The sequence below is a fragment of the Castellaniella sp. genome (genome assembly GCF_036379515.1).
Taxonomy (GTDB): Bacteria; Pseudomonadota; Gammaproteobacteria; order Burkholderiales; family Burkholderiaceae_B; genus Castellaniella.
In genome coordinates this window covers 22,402-37,162 of the sequence record NZ_DASVGN010000022.1, presented here as the reverse complement: position 1 = coordinate 37,162, position 14,761 = coordinate 22,402, and the positions used below count along the sequence as shown (strand labels likewise).

The 14,761-nt window shown below is 60.9% G+C and carries 11 protein-coding genes and 1 pseudogene; 8 read left to right on the top strand and 4 right to left on the bottom strand.

The genetic code is table 11. The features are described from left to right. A pseudogene (locus VF285_RS07390) lies at nucleotides 1-190 on the top strand (hypothetical protein); the annotation flags it as partial. Here the strand turns inward: VF285_RS07390 and VF285_RS07385 are convergent. Next, nucleotides 187-2,787, bottom strand: a complete 2,601-nt coding sequence (locus VF285_RS07385) for an EAL domain-containing protein (RefSeq protein ID WP_346951976.1) — start codon at nucleotides 2,785-2,787, stop codon at nucleotides 187-189. The pseudogene VF285_RS07390 and the gene VF285_RS07385 sit on opposite strands and share 4 nt — an antisense overlap. Nucleotides 2,788-3,062: 275 nt before the next feature. Here VF285_RS07385 and VF285_RS07380 point away from each other — a divergent pair, with 275 nt between their 5' ends. Beyond that, nucleotides 3,063-4,289 carry a glycine C-acetyltransferase gene (locus VF285_RS07380; RefSeq protein ID WP_346951975.1) on the top strand — a complete coding sequence of 409 codons (1,227 nt, stop codon included), beginning with the start codon at nucleotides 3,063-3,065 and terminating at the stop codon, nucleotides 4,287-4,289. Then, nucleotides 4,286-5,314, top strand: a complete 1,029-nt coding sequence (gene tdh / locus VF285_RS07375) for an L-threonine 3-dehydrogenase (RefSeq protein ID WP_346951974.1) — start codon at nucleotides 4,286-4,288, stop codon at nucleotides 5,312-5,314. Before VF285_RS07380 ends, tdh begins: the two co-directional genes overlap by 4 nt. 22 nt (nucleotides 5,315-5,336) lie before the next feature. On the opposite strand, the gene VF285_RS07370 is transcribed toward tdh, so the two are convergent. From VF285_RS07370 to VF285_RS07360, 3 genes are all read right to left on the bottom strand, one after another. Continuing rightward, nucleotides 5,337-6,314, bottom strand: coding sequence for an asparaginase (locus VF285_RS07370; RefSeq protein WP_346951973.1), 978 nt, complete (start codon nucleotides 6,312-6,314; stop codon nucleotides 5,337-5,339). Then, the gene (locus tag VF285_RS07365; RefSeq protein WP_346951972.1) at nucleotides 6,314-7,603 is read right to left on the bottom strand and encodes a Glu/Leu/Phe/Val dehydrogenase; all 1,290 of its coding nucleotides are present in this window, start codon (nucleotides 7,601-7,603) and stop codon (nucleotides 6,314-6,316) included. The genes VF285_RS07370 and VF285_RS07365 overlap by 1 nt, the downstream gene beginning before the upstream one ends. Nucleotides 7,604-7,697: 94 nt before the next feature. Continuing rightward, nucleotides 7,698-8,372 carry a Crp/Fnr family transcriptional regulator gene (locus VF285_RS07360; RefSeq protein ID WP_346951971.1) on the bottom strand — a complete coding sequence of 225 codons (675 nt, stop codon included), beginning with the start codon at nucleotides 8,370-8,372 and terminating at the stop codon, nucleotides 7,698-7,700. Between the two features lie 105 nt (nucleotides 8,373-8,477). On the opposite strand from VF285_RS07360, the gene VF285_RS07355 reads away from it, so the two are divergent. The 5 genes from VF285_RS07355 to VF285_RS07335 are packed head-to-tail and all read left to right on the top strand — an operon-like array spanning nucleotide 8,478 to nucleotide 14,682. Further along, a complete protein-coding gene (locus VF285_RS07355; protein WP_346951970.1) occupies nucleotides 8,478-10,436 on the top strand; it encodes an AMP-dependent synthetase/ligase in 1,959 nt (652 codons plus the stop codon). A 9-nt stretch (nucleotides 10,437-10,445) separates the two neighbouring features. Beyond that, nucleotides 10,446-11,261: an ABC transporter ATP-binding protein gene (locus VF285_RS07350; protein ID WP_346951978.1), complete on the top strand. Its 816-nt coding sequence runs from the start codon at nucleotides 10,446-10,448 to the stop codon at nucleotides 11,259-11,261. 15 nt (nucleotides 11,262-11,276) lie between these two features. After that, complete coding sequence (locus tag VF285_RS07345) at nucleotides 11,277-12,206, top strand: branched-chain amino acid ABC transporter permease (protein WP_346951969.1); 930 nt, start codon at nucleotides 11,277-11,279, stop codon at nucleotides 12,204-12,206. 24 nt (nucleotides 12,207-12,230) lie between these two features. Further along, nucleotides 12,231-13,295, top strand: a complete 1,065-nt coding sequence (locus VF285_RS07340; protein ID WP_346951968.1) for a branched-chain amino acid ABC transporter permease — start codon at nucleotides 12,231-12,233, stop codon at nucleotides 13,293-13,295. A gap of 46 nt (nucleotides 13,296-13,341) precedes the next feature. Beyond that, complete coding sequence (locus VF285_RS07335) at nucleotides 13,342-14,682, top strand: ABC transporter substrate-binding protein (protein WP_346951967.1); 1,341 nt, start codon at nucleotides 13,342-13,344, stop codon at nucleotides 14,680-14,682. Nucleotides 14,683-14,761 lie beyond the last annotated feature (79 nt).

Sequence of the window (14,761 nt, the reverse complement as noted above, 5' to 3'; positions counted from 1 at the left end):
CAACATGACGGCGGTGACCGAAATGGGTGGAGTCATCTTCCCACCACTGCCTGCGTTCTACATGCACCCCGCAAACCTGGACGAGATGGTGGACCACACAGTGTGCCGGGTGCTTGAACTCTTCGATATCCAGATTCCAGGCCCTCACTGGGAAGGCATGGGCGCCACCGGCAGCCGAGCGTCGCGCTAGCGCAGGGTGTCGATGCGACTCACCCCGTTGCGCCGTGCCTGAACCTGTTGCGTCCAGGCATCGATGGGCATGGGGCGTGCCAGCAGAAAGCCCTGCAAGGCGTCGCAGTTGCGGCTGAACAGGAAGTCTGACTGAGCCTGGGTTTCTACGCCTTCGGCGACGACCCGCAGGTTGAGCTTGTCGGCCATGGCGAGAATCAGCTGCACGATGGCGATGTCTTCTTCGTCGTTGGGCAGGTCTTGCACCAGGCTTTTGTCGATCTTGAGTTCGTAGAGCGGCAAGCGCTTCAGGGATGCCAGGTTGGAGTAGCCGGTGCCAAAGTCGTCGATCGAAAACCGGATGCCAAGCAGAGACAGGGCCTGCATGCGGTCGGCAACCGCGACGACGTCCTGGATCAGCACCCCCTCGGTGACTTCAAAGATCAGCCGGTTTCCGGGTGCATCATGAGTCTCGAGCGTGTTGCGCACGTAGTCCACAAAATGTGACTCCATGAGTTGCTTGGGACTCACGTTGATCGATAGCGGGTAGGTTTCTCCCAATTCTTGCAGCATCAGCAGCGTCTTGCAGGCCACCCCAAGCGTCCATTCGCCCAACAGGTTGATGAGCCCGGACGCTTCGGCAATGGGGATGAAGGTGGATGGTGAAATGGCCCCGCGTGTGGGATGGTTCCAGCGTGCCAGCAGTTCGGCGCCCGTGACGTGGCCGCCCGCACCGAATTGTGGTTGGATGTGCAGAGAAAGCTGCGGTGTATTCAGCGCCTGCAACAGGTCGTGTTCAAGCCAGAGACGTTGTTCGACTTCGATCTGGAGTTCTTGCTCGTAGAAAGTGACCTGGTTGCCGCCCTGGTCCTTTGCGCGGTGTGCAGCCAGGTCGGCTTCGCGGATCACGGCGTCCACCGATGACGTTTGCGCATGGAGCAGCGTCGTTCCGATGCTTGCGGTGATATAGGCAGGCTTGTCGAGCACGACGAAAGCCCGGGCGATACTGAGCCTGAGCTTTTCGGCGACTTGCATAGCGTGTCGTGCTGCTTCGGCCAACGGAGTGCCCAGGCCATCGAGCAGGACCAGAAATTCGTCGCCGCTCGTGCGGGCCACCATGTCGCGGTCGCGGGTCGATCGCGTCAGGCGTTCTGCCACGCTGCGCAGGAGCTCGTCGCCGCTTTGGTGCCCGTGCAGGTCATTGATCTTCTTGAAGTTATCCAGGTTGATGACCAGCAATGCGCCGATGGTCTGTTTTTCTTGTGCTTTTTTGGTCAGGTCTTCGAGCCGGGCGAGCGCCTGGCGGCGGTTGGGCAGGTTGGTCAGGATGTCGTAGTACGCCAGGCGGTGGGCTGAAGCTTCGGCACGGACTCGGTCAGTGATGTCGGTGGCGACCGTGCAAATGGCTTCGACGGTGCCGTCGGATTTGAGAAGCGGCGCCTTGATGGACAGAAACGTATGGCCTTGTGTGCTTCCTGGGGGCACGATCTCGGGCTGTGTGACTTGCCGTTTGCGTGAAGACAGCACGGCGTGGTCCGAAGCGTTGATGGATTCCAGGGTGTCGGAGTCTCCCAGGAAGTCTTCGTCACGGTGACCGATCAGACTGCCGGCAGGAACGCCGTAGAAGGCCTCGAGCTGGGCATTGGCATAGAGGTATTTTTGATCGATGTCCTTGGTGCATACGCAAGCGTCGATACTGCCCAGAATCGTTTCGAAACGGCGTTCGTTCAGTTGCAGGCGTGCTCGCTGGCGCCCCAGTTGCACACGCGACGTCAGCGCGAAGATCAGTGTGAGCACCAGCAGAGCCACCAAGGCCCCGATGATCCATGGCCCCTGTGTCTCGAGGACGGACGGGTGAAAGGGCAAGCGCCAGTGGTTCAGCGTGCGGTAGTAGAACGAATCCGGCGTCGCTTGCCAGGAGGCCAGATAGCGATCGATGGTGGCAGGGATCTGGGGGTTGGTCCCTTTGGTCATGCCATAGAACACTTGCAGTGGCTGGAAAATGATAGGGGTCGCCACGAGCCCATAGTCGTGCGAGGAGAGCTCACCGTAAAAGTAATCGGAGGCCACTGCATCGTCTTGTTGGTCGTGCACGCGCTTGAAGCCTTCGTCCAGCTTTTGGACGACGTCCAGGGTGACGGGGATGTGCAGCCCCGCCAGCGTCGTGCGTAGATAATCGTTTTGGGTAGACCCCGCCAGTACCGCCAGTTTCTTGCCTTTGAGGTCTCCGATGGCTCGAAGCGGCGAGCCTGGCCTGGCGTAGATCTGCGACCAACTGTGCAGAACTGGAATGTGGTGGAAGGTGAAGGTCTTTGTACGCTCCGGGGTGTAGTACATGTCCGGGAGCAGATCGATTTGCCCGGACTGCAGCATCTGGACGCATTGCGCCCACACACAGGTCTGGGTCTTGAGCGTCCAGCCTTCGCGGCGCGCGATTTCGACCAGGATGTCGCCCAGGATGCCGGCGGGTTGTCCGTTGGCGTCGACGTAGACGTCGGGTCGTTGGGGATAAATTCCGACCCGCAAGGTAACGGCCTGTGCTGTGGTGCCAGCCAGGCCCGAGCTGAGCACGGTGAGAGCCAGAAGCAAAGCGCGGAGCAAGTGCGGCAGGCGAAGCATGAGGCCTTTGTCAGCAGTGAGTGAAGAGCGAAGCGCGCATTCGTAGAGTCTTTACCAAAAAAACCAGACAGCGAGCTTCCCTGTACGCAAATGAGAATATTGTCATGAATGACGCTATTCATGCTGCATCATAAAACAGCAGACCACCAGAATTGAAGCCCTTTTGCCTGCCATTGGCCCCGGTTTGCACAACGGGCGACAGGCCCTGCCAGCGTACAATACCTGAGGCTGGTCAGACAGGCCGGCCGACTGCATATTCTCCCAAAAGGTGGATCATGTCTCAACGCTTTCTTGCCGACGCGCAGGCTCGAATCGACCAGTTGCGCGCAGACGGCTTCTACAAGTCAGAGCGTGTCATTGCAAGTCAGCAGGCAGCCCGGATTCGGCTATCTGGCGGCGCTGATGTCCTGAACTTCTGTGCGAACAATTATCTGGGCCTGGCGAACGACGCGCGCCTGATACAGGCTGCGCAACAGGGGTTGTCCGAGAACGGATTCGGCATGGCTTCAGTGCGCTTCATTTGCGGCACCCAGTCAGGCCACAAAGCCTTGGAATCTGCGCTGGCACAGTGGCTGGGGATGGGCGATTCCATCCTGTATTCCAGCTGTTTCGATGCCAATGGCGGGCTGTTCGAAGCCTTGTTCGATGAGCGCGACGCCATCGTCAGCGATGCACTCAATCATGCCAGCATCATCGATGGCGTGCGCTTGTGCAAGGCCCGCCGCTATCGCTACGCCAACAACGACATGACTGATCTGCGCGTGCAGCTGCAGGCCGCGCGGGCCGATGGCGCGCGCCACGTGGTCATTGCCACTGATGGCGTGTTCTCCATGGATGGCATCGTGGCCAATCTGCAAGGCATTTGCGATTTGGCAGACGAATTTGATGCGCTGGTCATGGTAGACGACTCGCATGCGGTGGGTTTCATGGGGGCGGGTGGGCGCGGTACGCCCGAATACTGCGGTGTACAAGGTCGCGTGCATATTCTCACGGGCACCCTGGGCAAGGCGCTCGGGGGGGCTTCTGGGGGGTATGTGGCGGCAGACCGTGCTGTGGTCGAACTCTTGCGGCAGCGCTCGCGTCCCTACCTGTTTTCAAACACGCTGGCACCAGCGATCGTGGCCGCCTCACAGCGTGTCCTGGAACTGCTGCAATCGCCCGAAGGGGCGCGTTTGCGTGAACGCGTTCATCAGAACGGTCGTCATTTTCGCGATGCAATGAAGGCGCTGGGTTTTGATCTGGTCCCGGGGCAGCATCCCATCATTCCGGTCATGCTGGGTGATGCCTCGTTGGCCACCCGCATGGCGGACGCGTTGTTGGCCGAAGGCATTTACGTGATCGGGTTTTCGTACCCGGTTGTCCCCAAGGGCAGAGCCCGCATTCGCACCCAGATGAGCGCAGCGCACACGTCGGCAGACATTGATCGCGCCGTCCAGGCATTTGCCCGTGTCGGAAGATCATTGGGTGTGATTCCCACCCCAGATAGCCGGGAGATTTCATGAGAGCTTTGGCCAAGATGCAGCCCGCAGAAGGGCTCGAGATGGTGGATGTCCCCAAACCAGTCATGGGACACAACGACGTCATGATCAAGATCCGCAAGACGGCCATCTGCGGGACGGATATCCATATCTGGAAATGGGACGAATGGGCGTCGCATACGATCCCGGTGCCCATGCACGTAGGGCACGAGTACGTCGGTGAAATCGTGGGTGTCGGGCAGGAAGTCCACGGTTTCAAGGTCGGGGATCGGGTCTCGGGCGAAGGACACATCACGTGCGGCCATTGCCGCAATTGCCGGGCCGGTCGCCGGCACCTGTGCCGCAATACCCAGGGGGTCGGCGTCAATCGGCCGGGTGCCTTTGCCGATTATCTGGTGATCCCGGCTTTCAATGCCTTCAAGATTCCCGATGATGTGTCCGATGACTTGGCGGCGATTTTCGATCCCTTCGGCAATGCGACACACACGGCGCTCGCTTTCGACCTCGTGGGCGAAGACGTGCTGATCACCGGTGCGGGCCCCATTGGGGCCATGGCAGCGGCCGTCGCCCGACATGTGGGGGCGCGTCATGTCGTGATCACGGACGTGAATGACTATCGGCTGGAGCTGGCGTCTCGCATGGGCGCTACGCGTGCCGTCAACGTCTCGCGCGAGAATCTGAAGGACGTCATGGGCGAACTCGGCATGACCGAAGGTTTTGACGTGGGCCTCGAGATGTCCGGGGCCCCCGTGGCGCTGGAGAGCCTGATCGAGCAGATGAACCACGGCGGCAAGGTAGCGATGCTGGGCATACAACCCGATGGCGTGGGCATCCGCTGGAGCCAGGTCATCTTCAAGGGCTTGGAAATCAAGGGGATTTATGGCCGGCAGATGTTCGAGACCTGGTACAAGATGGTGGCCATGCTGCAAAGCGGCCTCGATCTTTCTCCTATCCTGACGCACCATTTTCCGGTGGCGGACTACCGCCAGGGCTTCGAGGCCATGTTGTCAGGGCGAAGCGGAAAGGTAGTGCTCGACTGGACGGCTTGATGCCTCGGCATACGGGCCAGTCTTAAAGGCGCTGCAGCGTCTCGCGGATCTGTTCTGTACCCCAGTGCTGCGCCAACGCCAGCCGCAGCACGGTGCGGGCTTGCAGTGCGTTCAGTGCCCCCGCGGCCAGGAGACCAGTGTCATGGTCGCTGGATTTGAGTGTCACCGCGCCACGGGGTACCCGGCTTGCGCGGATGCAGACCAGGCCATGCCGGGTGGCCAGCCGACAGCCTCGCTCTGCGGCAGAGCTCAGGCTGCCGTTTCCCATGCCGGCGACCACGATGCCGCTGGCTCCTGCCGCGATGGCGGCCTGGTACGGGTGCAGCGGCGCGTCTTGGTAATCGAGGATGAGGTCCACGGCCGGCAATCGGCGCAGGCCCTTGAGTGAACACAGTGGGTTGGCAGGGACGTCGGGCCGTGCCCAGTAGCGGACTACTCTGTCGGTGATCGAGCCCAGGACGCCTGTGCCGTCGACGCCAAACGCTTGCACCTGGGTCGTGCTGAGCTTGAGGGCGGCGCGTGCCGACACGATGGTGTCGTTCATGGCAACCAATACCCCCCGCGCCTGGCTTGCAGGGTCGCAGGCAACCAGCAATGCGTTGTAGAGATTGAGTGGGCCGTCTGCACTGAGGGCCGATCCTGGACGCATGGCCCCCACCAGGACGACAGGGACCTGGCACTGCAGCGTCAGGTGCAGCAGGAATGCGGTCTCTTCAAGAGTGTCCGTGCCGTGAGTCACGACGATGCCGTCGACGGCGCCCGACTTCAGGTGCTGTTCGATTCGGCGCGCCAGGCGTAACACTTGGGCCGAGCCCATGGCCCGGCTGTCGATGTTGAAAAGCTGTTCACAGTGGATGTCCGCCAGCTCGTGCGCGCCCGGGACTGCCGCCAGCATGGCGGCTATCCCTTGCGTCACGGTGTAGTCCGTGAGCTGCTGCGCGGCATTGGCCGTGGCGGCAATTGTGCCGCCCGTGCCAATGAGAACCAGGTGGCGATGCATCAGGGGTACAGACCGCGAACCTGGCGTGCTTCGAGGATGCGCGAGCAAGCGACGATGAACGCGGCTGTGCGCAGCGACACCGAGTGTTCTCGTGCAACCTTGGACATCGAGCCATAGGCCGAGCGCATCATGGCTTCGAGCCGGTGGTTGATCTCCTGCTCCGTCCAGAAGAAGCTGGAGAAATCCTGCACCCATTCGAAGTAGCTGACCGTTACCCCGCCCGCGTTGGCCACGACGTCCGGGATGATCATGGTGCCCTTGGCCGAAATGATGTCGTCGGCTTCAGGAGTGGTTGGGCCGTTGGCGCCTTCGACCAGGATGCGAGTGTGAATCAGATCGGCGTTGTCGCGCGTGATCTGGCCTTCAAGGGCGGCCGGGATGAGGATTTCGGTTTCGAGTGACCAGAATTCCTTGGGCGTCATCGTGTCGGCGTCAGGGGCACCTGCCACGCCGCCGTGTTCGTGGACGTAGTTTTGCAGGGCAGGGACGTTCAAGCCTCGCTCGTTGTGGACGACACCGGTGTGATCGTAAACGGCAATCACCTTGGCGCCGGCTTCGTGGAACAGCTGGGCCGCGGTGCCGCCCACATTGCCGAAGCCTTGGATCGCAATGCGTGCGTCCTTGATCTCGATGCCGGATTCGCGTGCTGCTTCGCAAGCGACCACATAGACACCGCGCCCCGTGGCGGCAACCCGTCCCAGGCTGCCCCCCAACGAGACCGGTTTGCCGGTGACCACGCCGGTGGTCGTGCGGCCCGAGTTCATCGAGTAGGTGTCCATCATCCAGGCCATGACCTGGGCGTTGGTGTTGACGTCGGGCGCCGGGATGTCTTTGTTGGGTCCGATGATGTCGCCGATTTCGCTCGTGTATCGGCGGGTGATGCGTTCGAGCTCACCCATGGAGTACTGCCGGGGGTCGATGCGGATGCCGCCCTTGGCTCCGCCGAAGGGCAGGTTCACCGCGGCCGATTTGACCGACATCCAGGCCGACAGCGCCATGACTTCGGATAGCGTGACGTTCTGGTGAAAGCGCACGCCGCCCTTTCCCGGGCCTCGTGAGGTGTTGTGTTGAACGCGGTAGCCCTCGAAGTGGGCGATGGTGCCGTTGTCGAGTTCGACCGGGACATCGACCACCAGGATGCGTTTGGGGCGTTTGAGGGTTTCGACCCAGCGCGCCAGGGGGCCCAGGTAGGGTGTCACCCGATCCACCTGTTCAAGGTAGATAGCCCAGGGGCCAGGGTTGGCGGGGTCCAGGTAGGACGGCAGGTGTTGCGGATGCGGCTCAGCCATGTTGTGCAGCCTCTAGAGAATTGAGGAGATACATAAACCTATAAGCGGCCCCATTTTAATCCGGCCGTTTGAGGCTGTCTTGGGGATACCCGGATCAGAGCCCAAAATTCTTCAGGCCGTCGAGGTCCAGCACCTGCACGGCACCGTATTCCACCTTGAGCAGCTGAGCGCCTTCGAGTGCTCGCAGCGCTTGATTGGTGCGCTGGCGCGAGATCCGGGCCAGGTAGCCGATTTCTTCTTGCGTGATTTCCAGGCGCATGGAATTGCCTGGGTACAGCAGGGGGTTGAAGAGCTCGGCCAGGCACCGCGCCACCCGGGCGTCCGGAGCGAGCAGGCGGTCGTACTCGGCCTTGCCGATGAACTGTGCCACACGCTCGTTGAGCTGGTGCAGCAAATAACGATTGAAAGGGATGCTGGCATCGAGCAGCCAGTAGAATGTGTCGCCGCGCAAGCGTGCGATGGTGCTGGCGCGAAGCGCGATGATGTCGTATTTGCGGGCTTCGTGTTTGAGCAGCGAGCCTTCACCTATCCACCCGCCGGCGGGGACCCCCGTGAGCGAGGCCAGCTTTCCGTCGGCGTTGCCGACAGACACCTTGATGAGCCCGTCGAGCACGCCGATCCAGGCACTGGCCACGACGCCCTTGTGTTCGATCAGGGTGCCCGCCTCGACATGGGCCACGGTAGTGTCTTGCAGCACGCGGGCCTGCTGGTCGTCCTCGAGCAGGTCGAACCAGGCGGCATGCGCTTGCAAATCTTGAGTCGGGTTCATGGGGAATTACCCTAGATCACGATCGAATGTCATATATGCGACAGTCGGTGCCAGGTGCAGCCGGTACCTTAGAAGCAGAAGTTCTACGTAAGCTGCGGAGACATCATGGTACAGGAATCCACCCTGCCGAACACGTTCCCGACCTTGCTGATGCATCATGCGAGGGTTCGCGGCGGTCGCCCTGCGATTCGTGAAAAAGACCTTGGCATCTGGCAGACCTTGAGCTGGGCCGAGGTGGCTCACGAGGTCCGCCACCTGGCCGCCGCCCTGGCCGATCTGGGCGTGGTTGCGCAGGACCATGTCGCCGTCGTGGGTGAGAACCGGCCACGGTTGTACATGGCCATGATGGCCGCCCAGTGCCTGGGCGCCATTCCCGTTCCGCTGTACCAGGATGCGGTGGCGGATGAAATGGCCTATGTCCTGCAGGATGCCGAAGTGGGTGTGGTGGTGGTCGAGGATCAGGAGCAGGTCGACAAGATGCTCGATGTCTCCGCTCAATGTCCGGCGATGCGCACCATCGTATATGACGACCCCAGAGGCTTGCGGCATTATTCAGACCCTCGCCTGTTGGGCTGGGAATCCTTGCTTGCGCGCGGCGAAACACGCCTGACCCAGCATCCGGACGAAATCGACCAGTGTATTGCGTCAATTCGCCCCGGTGACACGGCCGCCATGTTTTATACCTCGGGCACTACCGGCAAGCCCAAGGGCGTGATGCTCAGCCACCAGGCGCTGATCGATCGGGCCCGCGCCATCGAGTCCTTCGAGGGCCTGACCGACCGCGAAGACGTGCTCGCCTACCTGCCCCCCGCCTGGATCGGGCAGAACATGTTTTCCTACACACAGTTCCTCACGACGGGCTTCACGGTCAATCACCCTGAATCCCCCGAAACCGTCTCCATCGATTTGCGTGACATTGGGCCTACTTATTATTTCGCCCCACCTCGAGTCCTTGAAGGGCTGCTCACGCACGTGATGATCCGCATGGAAGACGCTGGCGGCTTCAAGCGCTGGCTCTTCTACCGGTCCATGAAGCTGGCGCGCCGGGTGGGGACGCGCATTCTGGATGGCGCCTCTGTTGGGTTGGTCGATCGAATCCGTTATGCCCTGGGTGATCTGCTGATGTACGGCCCCTTGCGCAACATTCTGGGCATGAGCCGGGTGCGGGTCGCCTACACGGCCGGTGAGGCCATCGGGCCGGATTTGTTCCTGTTCTATCGTTCCATCGGCATCAATCTGAAGCAGCTGTATGGGTCTACCGAAACGTCCGTGTTCGTCTGCGTACAGGCCAACGGCCAGGTGCGGGACGACACCGTAGGGCCGCCGTGCGACGGCGTCGAAATCCGGGTAGCCGACAGCGGCGAGATCCAGCTGCGCAGCCCGGGCCTGTTCTCGGGCTATTACCTCAATCCCAAGGCGACTGCCGAGTCCTACACCGAGGATGGCTGGTATCACACGGGTGATGCGGGGTATTTGGATACCGACGGACAGCTCAAGATCATCGATCGCGCCAAAGACGTGGGTCATCTGTCCGATGGTAGCCTGTTCGCACCAAAGTACATCGAGAACAAGCTCAAATTCTTTCCGTTCATCAAAGAGGCTGTGGCGTTCGGGGCGGGGCGCGACGAGGTCTGCGCCTTCATCAACATTGACCTCGAAGCCGTGGGCAACTGGGCCGAGCGCCGGGGACTGCCGTATGCGGGCTACACCGATCTCGCCGGCAAGTCCGAGGTCTACGACCTCATTCGCGATTGCGTCGCGCAGGCCAATCGGGATCTGGCCTCCGATCCCAAGCTGGCCGCTTCGCAAGTGGTGCGTTTTCTTATCCTGCACAAGGAACTCGACCCGGATGATGACGAACTCACACGCACACGCAAAGTGCGTCGGGCGTTCGTCGCCCAGAAATACGCCGTGCTGATCGAAGCTCTGTTCCAGGGGCGCAAGTCGCAGTACATCGAAACCGAAGTCAAGTTCGAGGATGGCCGCAAAGGGCAGGTGTGCGCCGATCTGCGCATCGAGCCGGTTCCTGTCGCCTCGTCCATACCGTTGAAGAAGGTTGCATAAATGACCGACATGGCAACGCCTGGAGTGGACGCCGACGATTTGCGCGCCCGACGCGTGGGTGCCCCCATCCTCGATCTGCAGAATATCTCGCTATCCTTTGGGGGCGTGAATGCGCTGACGGACATCTCCTTTGATGTGCGCGAGCACGAAATCCGCGCCATTATTGGCCCCAACGGCGCGGGCAAGAGTTCCATGCTCAATGTCATCAACGGCGTGTACACCCCTCAGCAAGGCGGCATCTGGCTCGAAGGGCGGCAGTTCGCGCGCATGAATCCTCGCCGTGCAGCCGAAATGGGCATTGCACGCACGTTTCAGAATCTGGCGCTCTTCAAGGGAATGAGCGTACTCGACAACATCATGACCGGGCGCAACCTGCGCATGAAGAGTGGTCTGCTTGCACAGGCCTTGCGGCTCGGGGCGGCCGAGCGTGAAGAAATCGCACACCGTGAATTCGTCGAAGGCATCATCGATTTTCTCGAGATTCAGGCCTGGCGCAAGACGCCGGTAGGACGCCTGCCTTACGGGCTGCAAAAGCGTGTAGACCTGGGGCGGGCGCTGGCCATGGAGCCCCGCATTCTGCTGCTCGATGAGCCGATGGCGGGCATGAACATCGAAGAAAAGCAGGACATGAGCCGCTACATCCTTGACGTCAACGACGAATACGGCACGACCATCGTGCTCATCGAGCACGACATGGGGGTGGTCATGGACATCTCGGACCGGGTCGTGGTGCTCGATTACGGCCGCAAAATTGGCGACGGCACTCCCGACGAGGTGCGCAGCAATCCTGAAGTCATCCGCGCCTATCTGGGTGCGAGTCACTAGGCACAGGGAGCAATCATGGGTTTCTTTCTCGAAACGCTGATCGGTGGCCTCATGAGCGGCATGCTCTATGCCCTGGTGGCCTTGGGTTTCGTCCTGATCTTCAAGGCGTCGGGGGTATTCAACTTTGCCCAGGGCGCGATGGTGCTGATCGCCGCCCTTGCCATGGCGCGCTTTTCTGGGTGGATCAATGGCTGGTTGGGGGGTGATTCTCTTTGGCTGGCCAACATTCTGGCGTTCATCGTCAGTGCCCTGTTCATGTGGCTGGTCGCGGTCCTGGTCGAGAGGCTGGTGCTGCGTCATCTGGTCAACCAGGAAGAAACCACGCTGCTCATGGCCACGATAGGAATCAGCTATTTTCTGGACGGGATCGGGCAGATGCTGTTTGGCAGCTCGGTGTATTCCATCGACGTCGGCATGCCCAAGGACCCTGTCATCATTTTCACGAACCTGTTCGAAAACGGGGTCTTGATCAGTCTCGAAGATCTGACGGCTGCTCTGGTCGCGGCAGTGCTGGTGGCCGCCTTGGCGTTCTTTTTTCAATACACGCCCGTGGGGCGTGCCTTGCGGGCGGTGGCCGATGATCACCAGGCCGCGCAGTCCGTAGGTATCCCGCTCAATCGCATCTGGGTGGTGGTCTGGACGGTCGCCGGTCTGGTGGCCTTGGTCACCGGCCTGGTGTGGGGTTCCAAATTCGGCGTGCAGTTTTCTTTGTCGACGGCCGCGCTGCGGGCGCTGCCCGTAGTGATTCTGGGCGGCCTCACCTCGGTGCCGGGGGCTATCGTGGGCGGCCTCATCATTGGCGTGGGAGAGAAGCTCTCCGAAGTCTATCTGGGGCCGTTCGTCGGCGGGGGCATCGAAATCTGGTTTGCCTACATGCTGTCGCTGGTGTTCCTGTTGTTTCGGCCTCAGGGCTTGTTCGGCGAAAAAATCATCGACCGCGTCTGACGACTGGCGAATAGGGGTTCGTGCATGCTTTATCGTGAAAACGGGCAATTCAAGAGCAGTTACCGGTCAGATCAACAGATTTTTCCGATTCTCCAGGATCGCTGGTTCGTGGCTGCACTGCTGGTCGTGGCCTTTGCGGTCGTGCCATTGGGAGCCTCTGAATACTTTCTGCAGGCGGTATTCATCCCGTTTCTGATTCTGGCGCTGGCCGCCATCGGCCTGAACGTGCTGGTGGGCTACTGCGGCCAGATCTCGATCGGTTCGGGGGCGTTCATGGCCGTCGGGGCGTATGCGGCCTGGAATTTCGGTGTGCGCATTCCAGCGCTGCCGCTGGTGGTGCAGATCCTGCTGGGTGGGGTCCTTGCCATGGTGGCGGGCGTGGTGTTTGGTGTGCCCAGCCTGCGCATTCGCGGCCTGTATCTGGCGGTCACCACTCTTGCAGCACAGTTCTTCATGGATTGGGCCTTTTTGCGCATTCCCTATCTGACGAACAACTCCACGTCGGGCAATGTGTCGGTTCCCGCACTGGAGGCATTCGGGCTTCCCGTTGAAACCCCCGCACAGAAATACCTTTTCGTGCTGTGTTTCGTGGTCGTGATTGGCGTGCTCACCAAAAATCTGGTTCGCGGTGCCATCGGCCGGCAGTGGATGGCGATTCGAGACATGGACGTGGCCGCTGCAGTGATCGGAATCCGTCCGGTGTACGCAAAGCTCACGGCGTTTGCAGTCAGCTCCTTCATCATTGGAGTGGCGGGCGCCTTGTGGGCCTACATCCATCTGGGGTCCTGGGAGCCGCTGGCCTTCGACCTGAACCGGTCGCTCGAACTGCTGTTCATCATCATCATTGGTGGCCTCGGATCGGTGATCGGGAGCTTCTTTGGCGCCGCCTTCATGGTGCTGGTGCCCATTTTGCTCACCAATGTGCCGCACTTGGTGGGGTTTTCCTTACCGGTGGATCTGGCCGCGCACATCAACCACATGGTGTTTGGCTTTCTGATCGTCTTTTTCCTGATTGTTGAGCCACATGGCCTGGCGCGGCTCTGGAGCATCGCCAAAGAAAAGCTGCGGATCTGGCCTTTTCCGCATTGATCGTCAATTTTTTAAAAGGTGCCACAAGCACCAGGAGGAGCTACAGATGAAGATGAAGCATGCACTGACTCGAACCTCTGCGGCTGTCGTGCTGGCCGCCACGGGCTTGGTGGGCGTGATGAGCACTGCCCAGGCGGCCGAAGAGAATTTCGTCCCGCTGCTGGTGTACCGTACCGGGTCGTTTGCTCCACTGGGGATTCCCTGGGCGGATGGCAAACTCGATTACCTCAAGCTCATCAACGAACGTGACGGCGGGGTGAACGGCGTCAAGATCACCTACGAAGAATGCGAAACGGCCTATTCCACCGACAAGGGGGTGGAATGCTACGAGCGCCTGAAAGACAAGATGGGTGGCGCCACCGGCTTTGACACGCAGTCCACGGGCATCACTTTTGCCGTCACGGACCGCGCCATGGTGGATGGTCGCTCGGTGGTCACGGTTGGCTACGGCCTGTCGCAGTCGGCCGATGGTCGGGTGTTCAAGTGGAACTTCCCGTTGCTGGGCACGTACTGGACGGCTGCCGACGTCATGATCCAGGACATTGCCAAGCGTCTCGGTGGAGAAGACAAGCTCAAGGGCAAGAAGATCGCCCTGGTCTACCACGACTCGCCATTTGGCAAGGAACCTATCCCTCTGCTGCAGGAGCGCGCCAAGGCCAACGGCTTCGATCTGCAGCTCTATCCGGTCACGGCCCCTGGCGTCGAGCAAAAATCCACCTGGCTGCAGATCCGCAAGAACCGGCCTGATTTCGTGCTGCTCTGGAGCGCAGGCATCATGACGCCCACCGCCATCCGGGAGGCGCAGGGCGTGGGGTATCCGCGCGACAAGATGTACGGCATCTGGTGGGCCAGCTCGGAAACCGACGTGCAGGACCTGGGGGCGGCTGCCAAGGGCTATCACGGCATCACCATCCAGAACAGCGCCGAGCATGGCCGCGTGCACCAGGACGTGAAGAAATACGTCTACGACAAAGGGCTGGGCTCCGACAAGGACGGCAAGTCGTTCGGTTCGCTGGCATACACCCGCGGCATGATGATTTCCATGCTGCAGGTCGAGGCCATCCGTACGGCACAAGAAAAATTCGGCAAGGGCAAGCACATGTCGCCGGAGCAGGTCCGCTGGGGATACGAGCATCTGAACCTCGGCGAGCCGCAGCTCGAAAAGCTGGGGTTTGCCAAGCTCATGCGGCCGGTGCAGACCACGTGCGAGAACCACATGGGCACCGACTGGGCCCGGATCATCGAGTGGGATGGCAAGAAGTTCAACGTGGTGTCCGACTGGTATCAGTCCAACCCCAAGTACGTGCAGCCGCTCGTGAAGTCCCTGGGCGACAAGTACGCCGCTGAAAAGAAGCTCGCCACCCGTGACTGCAAGGCCGAAGGCTAGCGTTCTGGTCGGTCGATCCTGATCGAACTGACCGAGCAGGACACTGAGGCACTCGTTCCGAGGCCGGGGGGACCCGGCC